General features: G+C 67.6%; 23 protein-coding genes and 1 tRNA gene. 12 read left to right on the plus strand and 12 right to left on the minus strand.

The genetic code is table 11. The features are described from left to right. The first annotated feature begins 15 nt into the window (after positions 1-15). Positions 16-100, plus strand: a tRNA-Ser gene (locus tag ACXZ1E_RS05565). Here the strand turns inward: ACXZ1E_RS05565 and ACXZ1E_RS05570 are convergent. The 8 genes from ACXZ1E_RS05570 to ACXZ1E_RS05605 all read right to left on the minus strand — a co-directional run bounded on the left by ACXZ1E_RS05570 (position 74) and on the right by ACXZ1E_RS05605 (position 5,724). Next, entirely contained in the window at positions 74-616 is a 543-nt protein-coding gene (locus ACXZ1E_RS05570) for a hypothetical protein (protein WP_458042411.1), read from the minus strand. The genes ACXZ1E_RS05565 and ACXZ1E_RS05570 overlap by 27 nt on opposite strands. An 80-nt stretch (positions 617-696) precedes the next feature. Then, entirely contained in the window at positions 697-846 is a 150-nt protein-coding gene (locus tag ACXZ1E_RS05575) for a hypothetical protein (RefSeq protein ID WP_458042412.1), read from the minus strand. Next, entirely contained in the window at positions 833-1,450 is a 618-nt protein-coding gene (locus ACXZ1E_RS05580) for a hypothetical protein (RefSeq protein WP_458042413.1), read from the minus strand. Before ACXZ1E_RS05580 ends, ACXZ1E_RS05575 begins: the two co-directional genes overlap by 14 nt. 84 nt (positions 1,451-1,534) lie before the next feature. Continuing rightward, on the minus strand, positions 1,535-1,957 hold the full coding sequence (locus ACXZ1E_RS05585; protein ID WP_458042414.1) for an arsenate-mycothiol transferase ArsC: 423 nt from the start codon (positions 1,955-1,957) through the stop codon (positions 1,535-1,537). Continuing rightward, positions 1,954-3,336: an FAD-dependent oxidoreductase gene (locus ACXZ1E_RS05590; protein ID WP_458042415.1), complete on the minus strand. Its 1,383-nt coding sequence runs from the start codon at positions 3,334-3,336 to the stop codon at positions 1,954-1,956. The genes ACXZ1E_RS05585 and ACXZ1E_RS05590 overlap by 4 nt, the downstream gene beginning before the upstream one ends. Positions 3,337-3,367: 31 nt before the next feature. After that, the gene (locus tag ACXZ1E_RS05595) at positions 3,368-4,339 is read right to left on the minus strand and encodes a PstS family phosphate ABC transporter substrate-binding protein (RefSeq protein ID WP_458042416.1); all 972 of its coding nucleotides are present in this window, start codon (positions 4,337-4,339) and stop codon (positions 3,368-3,370) included. Between the two features lie 68 nt (positions 4,340-4,407). Then, a complete protein-coding gene (locus tag ACXZ1E_RS05600) occupies positions 4,408-5,295 on the minus strand; it encodes a metalloregulator ArsR/SmtB family transcription factor (RefSeq protein WP_458042417.1) in 888 nt (295 codons plus the stop codon). 45 nt (positions 5,296-5,340) lie between these two features. Further along, a complete protein-coding gene (locus ACXZ1E_RS05605; RefSeq protein WP_458352061.1) occupies positions 5,341-5,724 on the minus strand; it encodes a MerR family transcriptional regulator in 384 nt (127 codons plus the stop codon). A gap of 221 nt (positions 5,725-5,945) precedes the next feature. Here ACXZ1E_RS05605 and ACXZ1E_RS05610 point away from each other — a divergent pair, with 221 nt between their 5' ends. From ACXZ1E_RS05610 to ACXZ1E_RS05620, 3 genes are read left to right on the plus strand one after another with little or no spacing between them, the layout of a single operon-like run. Further along, complete coding sequence (locus tag ACXZ1E_RS05610; RefSeq protein WP_458352092.1) at positions 5,946-7,409, plus strand: SulP family inorganic anion transporter; 1,464 nt, start codon at positions 5,946-5,948, stop codon at positions 7,407-7,409. A 39-nt stretch (positions 7,410-7,448) separates the two neighbouring features. Next, the gene (locus ACXZ1E_RS05615) at positions 7,449-8,282 is read left to right on the plus strand and encodes a hypothetical protein (protein ID WP_458042419.1); all 834 of its coding nucleotides are present in this window, start codon (positions 7,449-7,451) and stop codon (positions 8,280-8,282) included. 12 nt (positions 8,283-8,294) lie between these two features. Beyond that, on the plus strand, positions 8,295-9,269 hold the full coding sequence (locus ACXZ1E_RS05620; protein ID WP_458042420.1) for an arsenic resistance protein: 975 nt from the start codon (positions 8,295-8,297) through the stop codon (positions 9,267-9,269). Here the strand turns inward: ACXZ1E_RS05620 and ACXZ1E_RS05625 are convergent. Together ACXZ1E_RS05625 and ACXZ1E_RS05630 are read right to left on the minus strand one after the other, a co-directional pair. After that, the gene (locus ACXZ1E_RS05625; protein ID WP_458042421.1) at positions 9,266-9,988 is read right to left on the minus strand and encodes an aquaporin; all 723 of its coding nucleotides are present in this window, start codon (positions 9,986-9,988) and stop codon (positions 9,266-9,268) included. The two genes, ACXZ1E_RS05620 and ACXZ1E_RS05625, sit on opposite strands and share 4 nt — an antisense overlap. Then, a complete protein-coding gene (locus ACXZ1E_RS05630; protein ID WP_458352062.1) occupies positions 9,985-10,365 on the minus strand; it encodes a metalloregulator ArsR/SmtB family transcription factor in 381 nt (126 codons plus the stop codon). Before ACXZ1E_RS05630 ends, ACXZ1E_RS05625 begins: the two co-directional genes overlap by 4 nt. Positions 10,366-10,450: 85 nt before the next feature. Here ACXZ1E_RS05630 and ACXZ1E_RS05635 point away from each other — a divergent pair, with 85 nt between their 5' ends. The 4 genes from ACXZ1E_RS05635 (at position 10,451) to ACXZ1E_RS05650 (ending at position 13,446) form a co-directional block, all read left to right on the plus strand. Beyond that, the gene (locus tag ACXZ1E_RS05635) at positions 10,451-11,788 is read left to right on the plus strand and encodes an FAD-dependent oxidoreductase (protein WP_458042422.1); all 1,338 of its coding nucleotides are present in this window, start codon (positions 10,451-10,453) and stop codon (positions 11,786-11,788) included. Beyond that, positions 11,785-12,294 carry an N-acetyltransferase family protein gene (locus ACXZ1E_RS05640; protein ID WP_458042423.1) on the plus strand — a complete coding sequence of 170 codons (510 nt, stop codon included), beginning with the start codon at positions 11,785-11,787 and terminating at the stop codon, positions 12,292-12,294. Before ACXZ1E_RS05635 ends, ACXZ1E_RS05640 begins: the two co-directional genes overlap by 4 nt. 68 nt (positions 12,295-12,362) lie before the next feature. Beyond that, positions 12,363-12,770, plus strand: a complete 408-nt coding sequence (locus tag ACXZ1E_RS05645) for an arsenate reductase ArsC (RefSeq protein ID WP_458042424.1) — start codon at positions 12,363-12,365, stop codon at positions 12,768-12,770. Positions 12,771-12,813: 43 nt separating this feature from the next. Beyond that, on the plus strand, positions 12,814-13,446 hold the full coding sequence (locus ACXZ1E_RS05650; protein WP_458042425.1) for a helix-turn-helix transcriptional regulator: 633 nt from the start codon (positions 12,814-12,816) through the stop codon (positions 13,444-13,446). A 6-nt stretch (positions 13,447-13,452) separates the two neighbouring features. On the opposite strand, the gene fdhD is transcribed toward ACXZ1E_RS05650, so the two are convergent. After that, positions 13,453-14,328: a formate dehydrogenase accessory sulfurtransferase FdhD gene (gene fdhD, locus ACXZ1E_RS05655; RefSeq protein WP_458042426.1), complete on the minus strand. Its 876-nt coding sequence runs from the start codon at positions 14,326-14,328 to the stop codon at positions 13,453-13,455. A gap of 4 nt (positions 14,329-14,332) precedes the next feature. Further along, entirely contained in the window at positions 14,333-15,415 is a 1,083-nt protein-coding gene (moaA, locus tag ACXZ1E_RS05660) for a GTP 3',8-cyclase MoaA (protein WP_458042427.1), read from the minus strand. Between the two features lie 212 nt (positions 15,416-15,627). Here moaA and ACXZ1E_RS05665 point away from each other — a divergent pair, with 212 nt between their 5' ends. From ACXZ1E_RS05665 to cydC, 4 genes are read left to right on the plus strand one after another with little or no spacing between them, the layout of a single operon-like run. Next, on the plus strand, positions 15,628-17,055 hold the full coding sequence (locus ACXZ1E_RS05665) for a cytochrome ubiquinol oxidase subunit I (RefSeq protein WP_458042428.1): 1,428 nt from the start codon (positions 15,628-15,630) through the stop codon (positions 17,053-17,055). Positions 17,056-17,065: 10 nt separating this feature from the next. Then, on the plus strand, positions 17,066-18,076 hold the full coding sequence (gene cydB / locus ACXZ1E_RS05670; protein ID WP_458042429.1) for a cytochrome d ubiquinol oxidase subunit II: 1,011 nt from the start codon (positions 17,066-17,068) through the stop codon (positions 18,074-18,076). 29 nt (positions 18,077-18,105) lie between these two features. Further along, positions 18,106-19,800, plus strand: a complete 1,695-nt coding sequence (gene cydD / locus ACXZ1E_RS05675; RefSeq protein ID WP_458042430.1) for a thiol reductant ABC exporter subunit CydD — start codon at positions 18,106-18,108, stop codon at positions 19,798-19,800. Further along, on the plus strand, positions 19,797-21,494 hold the full coding sequence (cydC, locus tag ACXZ1E_RS05680; protein ID WP_458042431.1) for a thiol reductant ABC exporter subunit CydC: 1,698 nt from the start codon (positions 19,797-19,799) through the stop codon (positions 21,492-21,494). Before cydD ends, cydC begins: the two co-directional genes overlap by 4 nt. The last annotated feature ends 15 nt before the right edge of the window (positions 21,495-21,509 follow it).

Below are 21,509 nucleotides of genomic sequence, written 5' to 3' on the forward strand. Positions count from 1 at the left end.
CCCGCGAGGGCCCCAGGAGGATTCGCCTAGTGGCCTATGGCGCACGCTTGGAAAGCGTGTTGAGTGAAAGCTCTCAGGGGTTCGAATCCCCTATCCTCCGCCCTGAAGTCCCCAGATCTGTTGGTTCGCCCAGTCCGCCTGAGAGCATCGGGCGGGGAAGTCCAGCGGAGTCGTCGTCGCGCGATTGGCGCTCTGCCTCGTCGATCCATTCTCGGCGTAGGCGATCGAGAATGCGCCTATCCGCCTTGTTCGCGCGCGCACGCTCTGGCAGCAATTCGAACACCTGCGCCATGTACCCCGGAATGAGGGCACGCTCCGCCGCCGACGCGGTGAAGAGAATCGCGATTGCAGCGGCAGGGTCGACGCCTTCCTTGAGAAGGGCCAATAGTTCTCGAGCGTCTTTCTGGCCCTTCTCGGTGTCTGGCCGGTCGAGGAGGGCGGCCATCTTGGTCACAACATGTGCTTCGAGCGTCAGCAGGAACCATCCTTTGATCACGCCCGCGTCCGTGAATCGAGCGAGTTCCTCGACGCGAAGGAGGAGTTTGTCACCCAACTGAGATTCGTAGGGGATGTACGCATCGATGTGAACGCCGTCCACAGTTCCGCGAGCATTCATGCCGCCACTGTGATGTCGGTTCTCGCTGTAGTCGTCGAGTTTCTCCCGGAGCGCGCTTCGCAATGCGAGATCGTTGATGATCAGATCGATAACTCGGCTGATGTCGCCGCCGACGCGGAGGTTCGTTGCCCCCCCCCGATGAGGATGGACGGATCGAGTTCGTAGCCCACATAGTCGAGCAGGTTGTGCAACCGTTCGAGTTCCTCGGGCTCCACATCACTCGTCGGCATACCCGGGCTGCTCCCGGTCTGTGTCTCGGAGGTATCGTCGCCAGAGCGCCTTCCGAAACTCCTCCGACTGCCATCCCGGAGTGGCGAACAAGTCTGCGCAGGTTTGGGCCAGGCTAGCGAAACCACTCGTCCACTCTCGCTGGGCGCGTTCATCCATCTTGACGAGGCGAACCTCTTCGCCCGGCTCGAGATGCTCTGCCCACCCTGTCCCGCTCACATAGATCAACCGCTGACCCCTGTCCGCGATGTTGTTCCATCCGTCGAGATACACGATCGCGGCGTCTGCGCCGCCGAGAGCGTACGGTCCGTCTGTCGACGCCAGGTCGGGACGGATGGCATCAACGGTCGTGAGGGCGACAGTGTCGGCCGCGACGTTCCGCCATGCAACGAGTAACGTCAGCACCTTCTCGGGATTGACCGTGGACAGACCACCGCGAGGGTGCTGCGTGACGGCGCCGATATCCGCGAGCCGCTGGATAGCGTAATGCGCGGCGGCAGGAGGGACTCCTGCCGCGAAGGCGATATCGCCGATGTTCGCCCACGTGCGCCGTCCGCTCAATGCAGCATCGCTCAACGCGCGCCACACCAACTCGTTGCCCTTCATGGGCTCTATCGCTTCATCGATGAATTTTCTTGTAAATACGTTTCCTAATTTTCTCGTAAGTACGTTGACGACTGAGAGCGGGAACTAACGCGCAGTGGTCAGCTCGGCTGCGAGCTTGCGCACCTGCGCTGCAACCGCGTCGCGCATCCCGCGCACACCATCCAGGTCCCACTCCTCGGGGTTCGGGAACTCCCACTCGACCAATCGGCCCGCGACGGGCGCGGGCAGCGCGAGTCCGGGCTTCATCGTCACCACGACGTCGGCGCTCGCGAGATCATCCTCGGTGACGAGACGCGGACGAGCAGCGGATGTGTCGGCACCCAGTTCGTTCAGCGACTCCGCGACGACGGGGTTGATCTCGGCGGCGGGCTTGAGGCCCGCGCTCGTGGAGACGAACTGACCCGGCGCTATGAGGTCGAGCAGATGCGCGCCGAGCTGCGAGCGGCCCGCGTTGTGCTGGCAGATGAAAAGAACCGTGGGCTTGGCGGGGATGGATTCCGTGGTCATGCGCTTACTCCGATGGTGTTGTGTGCTCGCGACCAGGCCTGTGTGGCAACCTGGACCGCATCCCAGGGCGAGCCGAGGGGCGGGGTGTAGGAGAGATCGAGGTCGCTGATCTGCTCGACCGAGAGCCCGGCGAACAGGGCGGTCGCGTAGGTGTCGACGCGCTTGGCGGTCTCGGTGCCGAGACGCCCGACGAGCTGTGCGCCGAGCAGCAGGCCCGACTCGGTGTCGCCCGTGATGCGGATGTCGATCGGTTGGGCGCCCGGGTAGTACCGCTTGTGATCGTCGGCCGCGATCTGAGTGGTGGCGGACGCGAAGCCGGCCGCCACGGCCTCCTGCTCGCGCAGACCCGTGCGCGCCGCCACGACGTCGAACACCTTGACCACCTGGGTGCCGACCGAGCCCGCGAAACGCGCCAGCCCGCCGACGGCGTTCTCACCGGCGACGCGTCCTTGCTTATGCGCGGTCGTGCCGAGCGGCAGATAGGTCACGCCGAGCAAGCGGTGGTGCGTAACGACACCGTCGCCCGCAGCGTAGACGTGCGGGAGGCCGGTGCGCATCTGCTCGTCCACGACGACCGCGCGCCCGGCGCCGAGCTGCGCACCTGCCTCTTCGAGAAGCGACGTATTGGGGCGGACTCCGACGACGGCAAGGACCAGGTCGGCGGTGTGCGACACCGTTTGACCGAGGTGCTCGGCGTGCACGACGAGCCCCGCATCCGTCTTCTCCACGGCCTGCACCCGGGTGTTCGTGTGCACCTCGACGCCGTGCCCGAGAAGCTCCGCGTGGACCGTGGACGCAAGCTCGGGATCGAGAGTCGACAGCACCTCGGGCCCGCGTTGCAGCTGGATGACCCGCATACCGCGAGCGCGGAAACCCTCGGCCATCTCGAGGCCGACGTAGCCGGCGCCGATGATGATCGCGGTCCGCGGGTCACGCTCGGCGAGATGGGCGTCCAGGGCGAAGGTGTCACCCATCGAGTGGATGACGTGAACGCCGTCTGCAGGCCCGAGCGTCCCGAGCCCCACTATGCCGGCGTAAGTCGGAAGCGCGCCCGTGCCGACGATCAGCTCGTCGTACGGGATCTCGGATTCTCCGCCCTGATCGCGGACGGTCAACCGCTGCGCGCCCGCATCGATCCGGGTCGCGAGAGTGTTCAGCCGCAGTCGCATCCCGGTCGCCTCGAGATCCGCGTGCGTCCGGTGCGCGAGCGACTGCCAGGGCCGCACGTCGCCCGAGAAGTAGTAGGGGATGCCGCAGATCGAGTAGTTCGGATACTCATCAGCGACGACGACGGTCACGTCGACCGAGGGGTCGAGTTCTCGGGCACGGAGCGCCGCGGAGATTCCCGCGTCGCTTCCGCCGATGGCGACAATGTGCATGTTGTGTTCCTGTTCAGCGGAGTGTGGCGTTTCAGCGGAGTGAGGCGAGTTCGTCTTGGGCGAGGGTGATCTGGTCGTCGGTGAGCGGCACGACGAGCGCGCGTTCCGCGATATCGGCCGAGTTCTCGACCGTGAAGTCAACGAACGCCTTGACCTGCGGCTTGTCGGCGTACGCAGCATTGTCGACGTAGATGAACAGGGGTCGACTGAGCGGCGTATAGCTGCCGTCCTGCACGGTATCGGTGGTCGGCGCGACTCCGTCCACGGATGCGGCAGCGATGAGGCCCTCGTTCTCTTCGACGTAGCTGAGGCCGAGGAACCCGATGCCGCCGAGCTCTCGCCGTACGCCCTCCACCGTCGCGTTGTCGTCTTCGGAGGCGCTGTAGTCCATCCGGAGTGCGCCTTCTTCGCCATTGACGGCCTCGCTGAAGTAGTCGAATGTGCCGGAGTCGCCGCCGGCGCCGAAGAGAATCAGGGGCTCATCCGGAAAGTCGGGATCGACCTGGTTCCAGTTCGTGATCTCACCCTCGGAGTCGGGCGCCCACATCGTGGCGAGTTGCTCGAGCGTGAGATCCGTGGCCCAGTCGTTCTCAGGGTTGATGACGACCGACAAACCATCGTTGGCGACGATGATTTCGGTGAACTCGACGCCGGCCTCTTTGCACGCGGCTAGCTCGTCGTCCGAGATCGCACGAGACGCGTTCGAGATGTCGGTCTCGCCATCGCAGAACGCCCGGAAGCCGGCCGACGTGCCGGAAATCGTCTCGACCACATCGACGTCGGGCTCCACCGCCTCGAACAAGTACGAGGCGGCGTCGATGAATGGCGCCACGGTCGATGACCCATCGGTGACGACAGCGCCTTCGAGACTGCCCGTCGAATCGGCTTCCGTTGGCCCCGCGCACGCACTCAGCGCGAGCGCGCTCGTCACAACCGCGGCCGCAACGGCGACGGCCCGAAGGCGTCGGGTCGGGAACAGGTGCTGGGGTGATACGCGGTTCATGATGTCTCGCTTTCCTCACTCAAAAGCATAGACCCACATCTATGAATACAACAGACCGCACGTGCGGATCAGGACGGCACGAGCTCCGCCAGCAGATCTCGAACCCGCACCTCGATGTCGTCGCGGATGACCCGCACGGTCTCGAGTGACTTGCCGACCGGATCCTCGAGGTCCCAGTCGAGGTAACGCCGACCGGGGTAGACAGGACAGGCATCCCCGCATCCCATCGTCACGACGACATCCGCCGCACGCACGGCTTCGTCGGTGAGCGGCTTGGGGAATTCGCCGCCGAGGGAAATCCCGATCTCGTCGAGCGCAGCGACGACGGTGGTGCGCACGCCACTGACGGGCGCTGAACCCGCGGTACGCACCAACACCCGATTGCCCGCGAGCTGACGAAGGATGCCCGCCGCGATCTGCGATCGTCCCGCATTCTCGACACACACGAACAGGACTTCCGGAGCATCCGCAGGGGACGTCTTCGATCGGGCGAGCGCGTCGAGCCTCCCGGTCGCGAAATCGGCGGTGCGTGACCCGGTCAGCGTGGTGGGGTTGCTCGCCGACAGCAGCTCGTGGCTCTCGGTCACGTATCGCTCGATCGTCTCGCGACCGAACGTGCCGCGATATCGCTCGGCGAGACGGGAGACGATGCGGGGCAGGTCGAGCTCGAGCCGCTCCCCCGAGGTGTCGTCGCCGAGGAGCGCGTCAACCCGCTCCGCGTTCCGCGGGTCGATCGAGTACCAGACTCGACGCCCCTCGGGCTCGCGCACGAGGATCCCTCGAGCCGCCAGCTCCTTCATGTGATGACTCACCGTCGGCTGACGAAGGCCGAGCGATTCCGCGAGCCGCCCGACAAGCGCCCGCCCATCCGGGGACTCGCGGATAAGGCGCACGATCCGGGCACGGGTGGGATCGCCGAGAATCGTCCATTCCTCGGAACCATCGCCCACACTCATAGACCGAAGTCTATGCGCCACCCTCAGGCACGCGGCGGCGAACGGCTACTGAGAGCGCTCGACCGACGCCAACTGGTGCAGGAACTCTTCGGCCATCGCCACCTGTTCGACCAGCTTCTGCCGCCGAGTCTCAGCCGCTCCGCGGATCTCCCGGATCGTGGCGAGATGCTCGACGGATGCGGGGTCGCGGGCGAGTTCGCCGAACGCGGCGAGCACCGTCCGCATCTCGTCCAGCGAGTAGCCGAGCGGCTTCATCCGCCGCACGAGCATGAGGCGCGCGACATCGTCCTCGGCATACAACCGGAATCCACCCTCCGTGCGACCGGACGGGATCACCAGACCGATCTCGTCATAGTGACGCAGCGTCCGCAGCGACAACGACGTGCGCTCGGCGACCTCACCGATATGCATGTGTCCCGTGCTGCTCACATCACTCCTCGAAAGTGGGATTCGCGGTCAAACCTGACGTTACGGTAAAGTCACCGCGGGCGCTCATCGAGCACTCGCATCCCATCCTCTCAGGTCGACACCCTCGGCCTCGGCGCAATGGCGCGCCCAATCCCCCGCCACCCTCCCCGTTCAGGAGCGCCATGACCGACGTCATCCCCATCCAAGATCCCAAATCCCGCTACCGCATCGAACCCACGGTCATGCAGGCCCTTCGGAGCCCACGCATCCTCACCCGTGAGGTCCTCGCGGGACTCGTCGTCGCGATCGCCCTGATCCCCGAGGCGATCGCGTTCTCGCTCATCGCGGGCGTCGACCCCCGTGTCGGCCTGTACTCGTCCTTCGTGATGGCCGTGGCGATCGCGTTCCTCGGTGGGCGGCCCGCGATGATCACGGCCGCCACCGGCGCGATCGCGCTCGTCATCGCGCCCGTTGCCCGCGAGTACGGCATGGACTACTTCATCGCCACCGTGCTGCTCGGCGGAGTCATCCAGATCGCGCTGGCCGCCCTCGGTGTGGCGAAGCTCATGCGATTCATCCCCCGTTCGGTCATGGTGGGATTCGTCAACGCCCTCGCGATCCTCATCTTCACCTCACAGTTCCCCCAGCTGATCGACGTGCCCTGGCTCGTCTACCCGCTCGTCGTCATCGGGCTCCTGATCATGTATCTGATGCCCCTCTGGACGAAAGTCATCCCCGCACCGCTCATCGCGATCATCCTGCTCACAGCCGCCGCCGTCGTTTTCGGCCTCAACGTGCCCAATGTCGGCGGCGAAGGGGAACTGCCCCAGAGCCTGCCCGAGCTGTTCATCCCGAACGTGCCGCTGAATCTCGAGACGCTCGGCATCATCGCCCCCTACGCCGCAGCGATGGCGGTCGTCGGACTACTCGAGTCACTCATGACCGCGAAGCTCGTCGACGAAATCACCGACACCCACTCCCGCAAGACCCGCGAGGCCTTCGGTCAGGGCGCAGCGAACATCCTCTCCGGAGCGTTCGGGGGAATGGGCGGTTGCGCGATGATCGGCCAGACCATGATCAACGTCAAGGCATCCGGCGCACGCACCCGCATCTCCACCTTCCTCGCCGGCGTCTTCCTGCTGGTCCTCGTCCTGGCACTCGGTGATGTCGTCGCGGTCATCCCGATGGCCGCCCTCGTCGCCGTGATGATCGTCGTCGCCGTCGCAACGTTCGACTGGCACAGCATCCGCCTCGCGACATTGAAGCGGATGCCGAAAAGCGAAACGGCCGTCATGCTCATCACCGTCATCATCACTGTCTGGACCCACAACCTCGCGATCGGCGTCGGCGCGGGCGTCCTTGCCGCGATGGTCCTGTTCGCCCGACGCGTCGCGCACTTCGTCTCGGTTACCCGCGAAATCGACCGCGCGGCATCCGTCCCCACGGTCCGCTACACCGTGAATGGCGAGCTGTTCTTCGCCTCGAGCAACGACCTCACGACCCAGTTCGAATACACGCACGACCCCGAGCGTGTCATCATCGACATGTCCAACTCGCACATCTGGGACGCATCGACCGTCGCCGCACTCGACGCGATCGTGACGAAGTACGAGCACCAGGGCAAGCGCGTCATTCTCGAGGGCATGAACGAAGCCACATCGCTCATGCACGGACGCCTGAGCGGTGGCCTCGGCGGCGGGCACTAGGGGCACGGCGCTGGGCCTCTCCGCATCTATGGTGTGGGGATGGACCCTGCCGACGCCACCGATGCCGAGGGGCCCGACAACAACCGGCGCTTCGGGCGCCGCTGGGCCATCGCGCTCGCGGGAGTCGCCCTCATCGCGGCCGCGTTGGGCACGGTGCATGTCATCGCCTGGCGGGCTTTCGACGATGCGGCATCGACCGCCGAGGATCTCGTCGACAGCGGCGCGCGCGCCGGACTCGCGACGGCGGCCAACGTAGCGGCGGGGGTTATGGACCTAGCGACGGAGACATTGGCGGAAGTCCCGGATCGACCCGACACGCGCAAGCCGCTGTGGACTTGGGATCTCGCCGCGGCCTCGTCACGTCTTGTGGACGACTCGGCGGCGCTCGACGTTTTCACCGTGGGGCTAGACGCCGTGACCGCCGAGCTGGAGACCACGACGGAAGACTTGCAGAATTCGGCGTTGACCCTCTACGCCTCGGTGCCCGCAGCCGCCCAGACGATGCTCGGTTCGGGAGCCGAGCTTGCCTTCACCGCCTACGCAACCGCCGCCCACAGCCTGAAAACATCTCAGCAGGCCGAACTCGCCGAAAAGGCCGGCCCGCTGCTCACCACGCGACTAGCGATCGAGGGGTACGCCCACCCACGAAGTGGGACACGCGATCACCTCGAAATGCAGCGATCTGTTCGACTCGTCCGACCGCGACGCGAACGAGGCGTGGGCGACGGCGTGGGCAATCAGCATGGGGCACACTGCTCTCGGCAGCGGCGTGCAGGCGTACGGCTACCCGCCGGCGTCGCTGATCGAGACGGCTGCCACCTGCCGTTGAGCGGCCGCGTCCGCAGTCGCAAGAACCTCGCCTTGACCGGCTGACAGACTGGGCGGATGTCGCGAGTCATCGAATGGGGAGAGCGGCACCAGGTCGCTCTCTACCTGGCGGCGATCGCGATCGGCGTGGCGGTCGGGCTGGGGCTTCCCGGTGCGGCGGGTCCCCTCACTGTGTCGATCACGCCCATCCTCGGCCTACTCCTCTACGCGACATTCTTGGGCGTACCGTTCGCGCGGCTCGCCGGAGCCTTCCGTGACGCCCGGTTTCTCGCAACCGTCGTGCTCCTCAACTTTGTGATCGTCCCCCCGATCGTGTTCGGCCTGTCGCGCCTCGTCGCGTTCGATCAGGTCCTCGTCATCGGCGTGCTGCTCGTGCTGCTGACCCCGTGCGTCGACTACGTCATCGTCTTCACGGGACTAGCGGGCGGATCGAAGGAGCGCCTGCTCGCCGCAACTCCCCTGCTGATGCTCGCGCAGATGGCGCTGCTTCCTCTCTACCTGTGGGTGATGATCGGGCCAGAGTTCGCGGCATCCGTCGATCTGCTCCCCTTCGTCGAGGCATTCCTGCTGCTGATCGTGCTGCCGCTCGCGCTCGCGGCGATCACACAGGCTCTCGCCGCTCGGACCCGATTCGGACGCGCCCTGACCGCGGTCGGTCTCGCAGCAATGGTGCCGCTGATGATGGTGACGCTCGCAGTCGTCGTCGGCTCTCAGGTTGCGGCAGTCTCGGGATCGCTCGGCGTGCTGCTCGCCGTTGTGCCTGCTTTTGTCGCTTTCGTCGCGATCATGCTGGTGCTCGGAGCCGTGGCCGGCCGGGTCGCGCGCCTCGATAGGCCGACGCGACGGGCGGTGGTCTTCAGCGGCGTCACACGCAACTCGCTCGTGGTCCTGCCGCTCGCGCTCGCGCTGCCGCCGGCCTTCGCGCTGACCCCGCTCGTCGTGGTCACGCAGACCCTGGTCGAGCTGATCGTGATGGTGGCGCTCGTCTCGGCGTTCTCGCGTCGACGAAAGGTGTTCTCACGTCGACGTTAGGAGCGCGGGCCCGCTTCCGCGACGACACCGACGACATCCACGCCGTCGGGGGCACGTTTCGCCAGCGGAAACAGCCCGAGAGCGAGGACGACACCGACGGCCGCGCCGACGATCTGAGCGCCGATGAAGGGCAGGATGGATGTTGGGGCGATCCCGGCGAAAGTGTCGCTGAATGCTCGACCGATCGTGATGGCGGGGTTGGCGAAGCTGGTCGACGAGGTGAAGAAGTAGGCCGCGCCGATGTAGGCGCCGACGGCGGGCGCCGCGAGACTGCCGCGCCCCGTGCGGACCAGCGCGAAGATCAGGAACACCAGCCCCGCGGTGGCGACGACCTCGGACAACAGGCGCGGGCCGTCGGCGCGATCGGTGGTGCTCCACGACACCGCGGCGAGCCCGAACATCAGGTTGGCGAGCATCGCCCCCGCGATGCATCCGACGATCTGTGCGGGGAGGTAGACACCCGCAACCGACCAGGGACGACGGTGCAGCACGATGTCGGCGAGCGTCACGACAGGGTTGAAGTGGGCGCCCGAAACCGGTTGCAAGATCAAGATCAGCACGCCCAGGCCCAGGGCTGTGGCGAAGGCGTTCTCGAAGAGCTGCAGCCCCACATCGTCGGGTGACAGTTGTTGAGCCATGATGCCGGATCCGATGACGATGGCGGCGAGCAGGGCACTGCCGAGAAACTCCGCGCCGACGGCGCGCACGGTCGCTTTCACGAGCCGATCAGCAGACGCGAGACGCGGTCGAGGGCGTCCGGCACCAGGCCGTAGTAGGCCCAGGTGCCCCGTTTGCTGCGGGTGAGAAACCCGGCCTCGGTGAGCACTTTCAGGTGATGCGATACGGTCGGCTGGCTCAGACCCACGGGCTCGATCAGGTCGCAGACGCACGCTTCTGCTCCCTCGGACGCCGCAACGATCGAGAGCAGCCGCAGCCGGGCGGGATCGGCGAGCGCCTTCATGGTGTGCGCGAGAGCCACCGCCTCGTCGGCACCGAGCGTGTCTCGGACGAGGGGGTCGCGAACGAGGGGGGTCGCACACGTGGGCGCCGAGACATCCGTCAGCGGAAGCATGGTCATCGGAGGGAGAGCAGTCACGCATCGATGCTAATCGATATTGACACTCATCGATAGACGGCGGATACTCGAACATCGAACACCATCGATGCACCGAAGGGGAACCATGACCCTGCTCGATCTCATGCCGCGCACATCCCGCGCGAGCCGCCTCGACACCCTGCCCGTCGCCATCATCGGCGCGGGCCCCATCGGCCTCGCCGCGGCGGCGCACCTGATCGAGCGCGGCATCGACTTCGTGATCTACGAGGCCGGTGACGAGGTCGGCGCGAGCGTGCGGGCATGGGGGCACACCCGCCTCTTCTCGCCGTGGGAGCACCTCATCGATCCCGCCTCGGCGCGGCTGCTCGAGGCATCCCGATGGCAGGCGCCCGCCGCATCCCGCATCCCCACCGGTGCCGAGCTCGTCTCTCGGTACCTGAGTCCTCTCGCCCAGCTCGACGCGATCGCGTCCCGCACCCGGACCGGCACCGAGGTGCTGGCCGTGACCCGCGAGGGCATGGACCGCACCCGCACCCGGGCACGCGCCGTCACGCCGTTCGCGCTGCGCGTCCGGCATGCGGACGGTTCGGTCGAGGATGTCCCGGCCCGGGCTGTCATCGACGCCTCGGGCACGTACCGCACCCCCAACAGCCTCGGGTCGAACGGCCTCGACCCCCTCGGCCTCGGCGATGTCGCAGACCGTGTCTCGCCCGCGCTGCCCGACGTGCTCGGCCGGAATCGGGCACGATTTGCGGGTCGGCATACGACGGTCGTCGGCGCCGGACACTCCGCCGCGAACACGCTGCTCGCGCTGGTGAAGCTCGCATCCGAGGTCCCCGGCACACGCATTACGTGGCTGATCCGCAATACGCGAGCCGCGCGGGTCACGACGGCACCGGATGACGAGCTCGCCGGTCGCGCGGAGCTCGGGGGGCGGGTCGAGGAGCTGGTTCGTTCGGGCACCATCGACCTCGTCGACGGGTTCGAGATCGTGGGGGCGCGTCGCGCTGAGGTCGAGGGCAGCGACTGGCGCGGGAACGGGGTCGAACTCGTCGGGCTGCGTCGCGGTGAGAGCGTTGCCCACCGCACCGACGAGGTCGTGAACGCGACCGGCTTCCGCCCCGACCTCGGCATGCTGCGCGAGCTTCGCCTCGAGCTCGACGACATCGTCGAAGCTCCACGACGCCTCGCGCCCCTGATCGACCCGAACGTGCACTCGTGCGGCACCGTCGAGCCACACGGATTCCGCGAGCTGACGCATCCCGAACAGAACTTCTTCATCGTCGGCATGAAGTCGTACGGGCGCGCGCCCACGTTCCTGCTCGCCACCGGGTACGAGCAGGTCCGCTCGGTTGCGGCACATCTCGCGGGCGACACCGAGAGCGCCCTGCAGGTGGCACTCACGCTGCCGACAACCGGCGTCTGTTCGACCGATATCGGCGGGGGAGCTTGCTGCACATGACGACCGTTCGGCCGATGCACGCCTCGGACTGGGACGCGGTCGCCCGGATCTACGGCGAAGGCATCGAGGATGGCGAGGCGACCTTCGAGCTCGAGGTGCCGAGCCGGGCGAGTTTCGACTCCTCCCGCCTGCCGAACCTGCGCCTGGTCGCGGATGATGGCGGAGCGGTCGTCGGCTGGGCCGCCGCATCCGCCGTCTCGACCCGCGCCGCCTACCGCGGGGTGATCGAGCATTCCGTCTATGTCGCGCGGGAGGCGCGCGGACGCGGCGTCGGACGGATGCTGCTCTCGGCGCTCATCGACGCAGCCGAAGACGCTGGAGTCTGGTGCATCCAGTCCAGCATCTTCCCCGAAAACACGGCGAGCCTTGCACTGCACGGGCGCGCGGGATTTCGGACGGTCGGTCGTCGCGAGCGCATTGCGCGATCGGGGCGAGGGCCACACGCGGGCCTCCGGCGCGACACGGTGCTGATCGAACGCCGCAGTGCCATCAACGGCCAGGACTGACAGCCGAGCCCGCGCACATTCAATAGATTTATGTCTATGCTTTGGGTATTCAGAGAAAGCGAGTCCCGATGACCGACAAGCCCACCGTCCTGTTCGTCTGCGTCCACAACGCGGGACGCTCGCAGATGGCCGCCGGATACCTGCGCGCTCTCGCCGGGGACTCGATCGAGGTCCTGTCGGCCGGCTCCGCCCCGAAGGACAGCATCAACCCGGTCGCCGTCGACGCCATGGCCGAAGAGGGCATCGACATCGCGAACAACACCCCGAAGGTGCTGACGGTCGAGGCCGTGCGCGAATCGGATGTCGTCATCACGATGGGCTGCGGCGACGCGTGCCCGATCTTCCCCGGCAAACGCTACGAGGACTGGGAGCTCGCCGACCCGGCCGGCCAGGGGATCGAGTCGGTTCGCCCGATCCGCGACGACATCCGCGCCCGCGTCGAAGCCCTGATCGCGGAGCTGATTCCCGCTCGCTGAGCCAGAGCCCGCTGTGCGCGCCGACGCCGTGAATAATGGGGTCATGGGCACGCCGAGCGGGTCGTACAGCGCTATCTCGAACTTCAGCCGCGTCGAGATCCTCCACCTCATCCAGGTGGCACCCCGGCAGACCGTCGCGGGGCTCGCCGCCGCAACGAAACTGCACCCCAACACCGTCCGCGAGCACCTCGAACGCTTGCTCGAGGCCGGACACATCGTGCGCGAGACCGAGCACCGCACCACGCGCGGTCGTCCACGCGTGCTCTACAGCGCCGCGACCGGCGCAGCCGAGGCATCCAGTCCCGTCGCCCGACGCAAGGCGCGCGCGGCAGCGGAACGCGGCGACATCATGCGACGCGTCATGCCGTGGACCGGAGCATCCGTGGGCGATCTCGGAACCGAGAGCACGCATCAGCTCGATGCGATCGTCGACCATCTCAGCGAGTCCGGGTTCGACCCGCTGATCGACGAGCGTGAGCTCACGATCGACCTCACACCGTGCCCGCACGCGACCGCGCAATCCGCCCACCGTGACACACTGTGCTCGGTGCACCTCGGAATCATGCAGGGCGTTCTCGCCGAGGCGCGCGGCCCTCTGTCGGTCGAGGGCATGCGGCCGTCGTGCGACCCGACGCACTGTGTCGTGCAGCTCGCGACCGCGTCGGTCAGGGGATAGAACGGATCATGCGGTCGTGAGTTCCTGCATCGCCGGAACCCGAATGCGGTCCGCTCGCGCGTAGACGTTCATCGACGACCCGCGGAGGAACCCGACAAGGGTCAGACCCGATGCGTCGGCGAGCTCGACCGCCAATGACGAGGGTGCGGACACGGCCGACAGGATCGGCAGCCCCGCCATGATGGCCTTCTGCACGAGCTCGAAGCTCGCCCGCCCCGACACCATCAGGACGTGCCCGGTGAGCGGTAGACGGTCGTTCAGGATGGCCCAGCCCACGACCTTGTCGACGGCGTTGTGGCGTCCGACATCCTCACGCAACACGACCAGCTCACCGGTCGTGGCATCGAACAGGGCCGCGGCATGCAGCCCGCCCGTCTTGTCGAACACGGCTTGCTGGGCGCGGAGCTTGTCGGGGAAGGTCGCGAGCAACTCGGCCGACAGGACCGCAGCGTCTGCGCCAACGTCGTACACCGACACGGTCTCGACGGCCTCGATCGACGCCTTACCGCAGAGCCCGCAGGAGCTCGTCGTGTAGAAGTTGCGGGCCAAGTCGGGGTCGGGCGGCGCGACGCCCGAGGCGAGGGTGACGTCGAGAACGTTGTAGGTGTTCTCGGTATTGCCCGCGAGGGGCCCGCCCGTCCCGGGGCCGCCGCAGTGGATCGCCCCACGGAAGTGCTCCCCCGCCGAGATGACGCCCTCCGAGACGAGGAAGCCCGCCGCGAGTTCGACGTCGTGGCCGGGCGTTCGCATCGTGACGGCGAGCGACGTGCCCCCGACGCGAATCTCGAGCGGCTCTTCGACCGCAAGCGTGTCGGAGCGACGCACGGGATCGCCCCCGAGGGTGATCTTCGTCACCGGGCGACGGGTGGTGATCCGTCCCATGCTGTCAACCGCCGATCGCGTTCATGCCGCGCAGCGGCTGGAGGAAGGAGGGGTCATTGATGGCGTGGCCGGGCAGCTTGCCCCGCACGCTCGAGCGCAGCATCTCGTCGAGGGCAACGTCGCTCGACCCGTCCGCGCGCAAGATGGGGAGCAGGTCGTACTCGGTGGTCGAGAACAGGCAGTTGCGAATCTGCCCGTCTGCCGTCAACCGCAGCCGGTCGCAATCCCCGCAGAACGGCGCGGTCACCGACGCGATGACCCCGACCGTGTGGGGGCCGCCGTCCAGCGCCCAGCGCTCTGCGGGCGCGCCACCCCGGCCCGGGATCGGCACGAGCGTCCAGCGGGTCGCGAGGGCGTCGAGGATCTCTTCCCGCGTGACCATGGATGTGCGGTCCCACGTATGCCCAGCGTCGAGGGGCATCTGCTCGATGAAGCGCAGCTGCGCGTCGTGGGCGATCGCGAACTCGGTCAGCTCGACGATCTCATCGTCGTTCACACCGCGCATGGCGACGGCGTTGAGCTTGAGGGGACGGAGGCCGGATGCCTGGGCGGCAGCGATACCTTCGAGCACCTCGTCGAGGCGATCGCGGCGGGTCAGCTCGTGGAAGCGATCGCGGCGGATGGTGTCGATGCTGATGTTCAGCCGCTGGAGCCCTGCATCGATCAGGGCGGGCAAGAACTCCGGCAACCGGATGCCGTTGGTCGTCATCGCGATCTGCACGGGCCCGTCTGAGCCCTCGATCGCGGCGAGGCGCCGCACGACATCGACGATGTCGGCACGGAGCAACGGTTCGCCGCCCGTCAGACGGAAGGTCGTGATGCCCGCCGCGGCGCCGACCCGGGCAATCCGTTCGATCTCGTCCAGGGTCAGAATGCTCGTACGCGCGAGCCACTCGTTTCCCTGCTCGGGCATGCAATAGGTGCAGCGCAACGAACAGCGATCGGTCAACGAGATACGCATGTCGCGGTGCACCCGACCGTGGGTGTCGACGAGGGGACCGGATGCGCCGGCCGCCGAAACCGGATCACCGGCGGCCCCGGCCGGGCGCTCGACGCGGCGGGCGATCGTGACGGGCACCGCGGTCATCGGCCGCCGTCCCTTCGTCCTCCGCACACACGCATGGGTCGAGCCTATCCGCGGGTCCCCGGAGGGGGGTCGGGGCCACGTTCTTTTCACACGGCTCGCGAGGCGCCCCGGGCATCCCGCTATCTGGCATACTTGAGGTACCGCGTCGGACGGAGCCCGAGCTCGTTTGACCGGTGCAATGAGGCCCGACGCGCACCAAAGGAGCGTCGCCCATGGATTTCCTCGACCCGCTGCTGCTCGCCCGTTGGCAGTTCGGCCTGACGACGCTCTATCACTACCTCTTCGTGCCCCTCACACTGGGGCTCGCGCTCGTCGTCGCGATCTTCCAGACCGTGTGGCACCGGAACGGCGATGTGAAGTGGCTGCATCTGACACGCCTGTTCGGCAAGATCTTCCTGATCAACTTCGCGATGGGCGTCGTGACGGGCATCGTGCAGGAGTTCCAGTTCGGGATGAACTGGTCGGCATATTCCCGTTTCGTCGGTGACGTCTTCGGCGCGCCCCTCGCATTCGAGGGACTCATGGCGTTCTTCTTCGAGGCCACGTTCATCGGACTGTGGATCTTCGGGTGGGACCGATTGCCACGCGCCCTGCATCTCGCATCCATCTGGATGGTCGTGCTCGGGTCGACGCTCTCGGCGTACTTCATCCTCGCCGCGAACGCCTTCATGCAGAACCCCGTCGGGTACCAGATGGCAGCGGATGGCGGGCGCGCCGAGCTGATCGACTTCGGTGCCGTGCTGACGAACCCGGTCGTCCTCGCGGCCTTCCCCCATACGATCTTCGCCGCTTGGATGTTCGCGGCGGCCGTCGTGATCGCGGTCTCGGCATGGCACCTCTCGCGTGGCCAGCACCTCGTCACGATGCGCTCATCGCTGCGGTTCGGGCTCTGGTTCATGATCGTCGCGTTCGCGGGTACCGCGCTCTCGGGCGATCAGCTCGGACTGGTGATGGTCTCGACCCAGCCGATGAAGATGGCGGCGGCCGAGGCGCTGTGGAACTCGGCGTGCGGTGCGGATGCATCCTTCTCGATCTTCTCGATCGGTACCCCGGACGGGTCGGAAGAGATCTGGTCGCTGCGCGTGCCCTACCTGCTGTCGTTCCTCTCGACACAGACGCTGGATGGATGCGTCGAGGGCCTGAACGACCTGCAGGCGCAGTACGAGACGCAGTTCGGCGAGGGTGTCAGCTACATGCCCATCATCTGGGTGACGTACTGGGCGTTCCGGTGGATGATCGGCCTCGGTGGGGTCGCCGCGCTCATCTCTGTCGCGGGCCTCTGGGTCACGCGCAAGAAGGCAAAGCGCCCGGTGGCGAAGTGGATGTGGAAGGTCGCGATCTGGTCGGCGCCCCTCCCTCTGCTCGGAAGCCTGGTCGGCTGGGCGTTCACCGAGATGGGCCGCCAACCCTGGATCGTCTTCAGCCTGATGCTCACCGAGGACGGCGTCTCGCCGAACGTCCCGGGCTGGACGGTGTTGATATCCCTCATCGCCTTCACCGCGATCTACGCCTCGCTCGCCGTTGTCGAGTTCGGCCTGATCCTCAAGGCCGCACAGCAGGGTCCGGATCCACTCCCTGACCCGAACGATCCGGATCCGGATCCGGACGCACACCACCAACTCACGACGACGGTCTACTAGGAGCATCGCCATGGACCTCGCCTACCTCTGGTTCTGGATCATCGGATTCTTCTTCATCGGGTACTTCGTGCTCGACGGCTTCGATTTCGGTGTCGGGATGTCGCTGCCCTTCCTCGGCAAGGACGACGTAGGCCGTCGCCAGATCATCAACACGATCGGGCCCGTCTGGGACCTCAACGAGACGTGGTTGATCGTCGCGGGTGCCGCCCTGTTCGCGGCGTTCCCCGAGTGGTACGCCACCCTCTTCAGCGGCTTCTACCTCGCCCTGCTGCTGATCCTGCTGGCGTTGATCTTGCGCGGGGTGTCGTTCGAATACCGCCATCAGCGCGACAGCCTGCGCTGGAAGAAGGGCTTCGACACGATGATCGTCGTCGGGTCGGCCGTGCCCGCGCTGCTCTGGGGTGTCGCGTTTGCGAACATCGTGCAGGGTGTGCCGATCGATCAGGACTTCGAGTTCACGGGGACGCTTCTGACCCTGCTGAATCCCTACGCGCTTCTCGGCGGCGTCACGACCCTGTTGCTCTTCTTCACCTATGGCGTGAGCTTCGTGGCGCTGAAGACCGACGGCCAGGTGCACGACGACGCCCGCAAGCTCGCGGCCCGCGCGGGGTTCGTCACGATCGTCGTCGCGGCGGCGTTCCTGCTGTGGACGGTCATCGCACACCCGGCCGTGCCGGTCATGGTGTTGGCGATCGCGGCGGCCGTGTTCCTGATCCTCTCGGTGGGCGCGAACCTGCGCGACCGCGAGGGCTGGGCGTTCGGCTTCGCGGCTGCCACCGTCGTCGCGGCCGTCGGCACACTCTGGTTCGCGCTGTACCCGTTTGTCATGCCCTCGTCGACCGATCCCGCATTCAGCCTCACGATCGAGAACGCGTCCAGCACCGATTACACCCTGTCGATCATGTCGTGGGCAGCCCTGATCTTCCTGCCCCTCGTGCTGGCTTACCAGGGCTGGACGTACTGGGTGTTCCGCCGGCGCGTCTCGCGCGCGCACATCGAGAGCGCCGCGGCCGCGCACTGACGAATGCGCACCGGTATCGTCGAAACGCTGTGACTCAGGATCAGGATGTCTCGGATGCGCGGACGCCACCGGTCGACCCCCGACTGCTGAAGTACGCCGCGGCGTCCCGAGCGTTCTTCGCGATCATCGCGACGATCGCCCTGTTGCAGACGGCCGTGATCGTTGCGTTCGCCTGGCTTCTCACGCGGGCGATCGTCGGTGTCATCGAGGGGATGCCGGCGTCGGATCTCGGGGCCACGCTCGCGGTACTCGCGGGAGTCGTGGCGCTGCGCGCGGTGCTGGTGGGTCTGCGCGAGCGCACGGCGGCGAGCGCGGCGGCACGGGTGCAGTCCCAACTGCGGGCGAGGCTTCTCGAGGCGGCCGGCAGCCTCGGACCCGGATGGCTCGACGGGCGCAACTCCGCCCAGCTCGCCCTGACCGCGGGTCACGGACTCGACGCACTCGAGGCCTATTTCGGGCGGTACCTGCCACAGCTCGTGCAGACCGCGATCGCGACCCCGCTGATCATCTTGGTGATGTGGTGGCAGGACTGGATCAGCGGGCTGACCGTTCTGCTCACGATCCCGTTGATCCCGGTCTTCATGATCCTCATCGGCCTCGCGACCCGAGCCGTGCAGAAGCGGCAGTGGGCGACGCTGCAGCAGCTCGCCGCGCGCTTCGCCGATACCGTCGACGGGCTCGGCACGCTGAAGGTCTTCGGACGTCAACACCGGGCCGCGGCATCCATCGAATCCGTGACGGAGCGGTATCGCGTCGAGACGATGCGCGTGCTGCGCGTTTCGTTTCTGTCGGGGTTCGCCCTCGAGTTTCTCGCGAGCATCTCGGTCGCGATCATCGCCGTGTCGATCGGGTTCCGCCTGGTCGATGGGGCGCTGCCGCTCTCGATCGGGCTGTTCGTGCTGCTGCTCGCACCCGAGGCCTATCTGCCGCTCCGGCAGGTCGGCGTGCAATTCCACGCCGCGGCCGAGGGGGTGGCGGCGACCGACGACGTCTTCGCCGTCCTCGACGCCGCGAGAGTGCCCGTTCCAGCCGCGAGGGTGCCCGTTTTGAGCCGTCTCGGCGATGAAACGGGCACCCTCGGCGATGAAACGGGCACCTTCGCGCTGCGGGACGTGCGGGTCCGACGTGGGGATCGGATGCTCCCCGCGGTGACGTTCACCGCAGCGCCCGGGCAGATCGTGCTCATCGAGGGGCCGAGCGGGGCGGGCAAGACGAGCCTGATCGCGGCCCTGCGCGGTGCGGCCGAGTGGGAGGGCGCCGCGACACTGGGCGACGCCGACCTGCGGGGTATCTCTCCCTCGGCCTGGCTCGCGTGGGCCGGACAACAGCCCGGCCTCATCGCCGGGACCGTTGCCGACAACGTCGCCCTGGGAGATTCGACGCCCGACCCGACCCGTGTCGACCGTGCGCTCGAGCTCGCGCAGGCGGACGGGATCGACGCATCCCTCGCCCTCGGCGTGCGCGGCACGGGGCTTTCGGGCGGGCAGGCCCAGCGCGTCGCGGTCGCCCGCGCCCTCTACCGTCACCTGAGCGGACGCGCGCCCGTGATCGCGCTCGACGAGCCGAGCTCTGCGCTCGACGCCGTGACCGAGTCCGCGCTCTGGCAGAGCCTGCGCGGGATTGCGGATGCCGGGGCAACAGTCCTGCTCGTCTCGCATCGGCGCACTGCGCGCGACATAGCCGACACCGTCGTCGCAATCGAACCCGCCGGGGTGGCCTCGTGACGAATTCCGCTACCACCCCCGCCTTCGGCACAACGACGTTCGGAACCACGACCGCCGCGGTGCTGAACGGCGCCATGCCGCCCGCGCGCCGCTTCTGGCCTTCCCTCGCATCCGGTTTTCTCACCGAGGCCTCGGCGGTCGCGCTGCTCGCGGTGAGCGCGTGGCTGATCGTCCGGGCCAGTGAACAGCCGCCCGTCCTCTACCTCTCGATCGCCGTCGTGGGCGTGCGCCTCTTCGCGCTTACCCGGGCGATTTTTCGCTACCTGGAAAGACTGAGCGGGCACGATGCCGCGCTCCGGCAACTCGCGGCGACCCGCAGCGCCCTGGTGCGCCGTCTGATTCCCCTCGCCCCCGACGGAATCGGCCGCACGCGCCGCGGATCCGTCCTGGGCGCCCTCGTCGACGACGTGGACGACCTGCAGAACCTGCCCCTGCGTGTCGTCGAACCACTCGCCGGATCCGCCCTCGTCGTCCTGGGCTCGATCGTGCTCGTCACGATCGTCTACCCGCCCGCGGGGCTCACGCTCGCGCTGTGCCTGGTGATGGCAGGCCTCGTCGCGACACTCTGGGGCTGGGCCGTCGGAGGCCGGGCCGAACGATCCATCGCTCCTCTTCGCGCGCGTCTGACCGATGCGCTGCTCGATCACTTCGGATCGCTCGATGTTCTCGTCGCCTACGGAGCCGAGTCAGCGAGCCGCGAACGTATCCGCGACGCCGACGCGGCCGTCCGTCGCGCGGTCGTCCGTCGCTCGGTCGCCCAGTCCGGAACGACGGCGCTCATCACACTCCTGGCGGGGGCGGCCTCGATCGCCGCGATCGCGGTGGCGGCACCGGCAGCACTCGACGGGCCCGCGCTGGCGGTGATCGTGTTGGTGCCAATGGCGGTGTTCGAGGTGTTCACCGCGGTCCCGCTGGCCGCCGCGGCCTGGCGTCAGGTGCGCGCGAGCGCGACCCGCATCGCCGAGGCACTGCCCGACGCCCTCCCCGCGGGCCTCGTGGCCGAGACCATCGTCCCGACCGGGGTCGCGCCCGCACTCGGTTCGGGACTGAAGCTGCGGGATGTCTCGGCGCGCTGGCCGCACGCCGACGGTCCGGCACTGCGCGGGGTCGACCTGGATGTCGCCCCCGGCGAGCGCCTGCTGGTCGTGGGGTCGAGCGGTGCGGGCAAGACCACGCTCGCGCACGTACTCGTCCGGTTCCTCGACTGCGGCGGATCGTACGAGATCGGCGGCACGCCCGTCGGCCAGATCGCGGGCGACGACCTGCGCCTGACAATCGGCCTCTGCGAGCAGCGCCCCATGCTCTTCGACGAGACCATCCGCCAGAACCTGTTGTTCGCGCGGGAGGCGGCGACGGATGCTGAGCTCGAAGCATCTCTCGAACGCGTCGGCCTCGGCACCTGGCTGCGCGGGCGCGGCGGACTGGACGCCCGCGTCGGCGAACGGGGCGCCCTGGTGTCGGGCGGTCAGGCGCAGCGGATCGCACTCGCCCGCGCGCTGCTGCGCGAGTTCCCGGTGCTGGTGCTCGACGAGCCGACGGCGGGGGTCGACCCGGAGGCATCCGATGCCCTGCTCACCGACCTGCTGCAGGCGGTACCCGCCGACCGGTCGGTTGTGTTGATCTCTCACGTCGCGGTGCCCGACGGACTCGTCGACCGGGTCGTGCGGCTGGAGCCGTGCCCTCGGGGCGCCTGACCGGACGAGCGCCTG

The organism is Pacificispira sp. HM-600 (genome assembly GCF_977993705.1).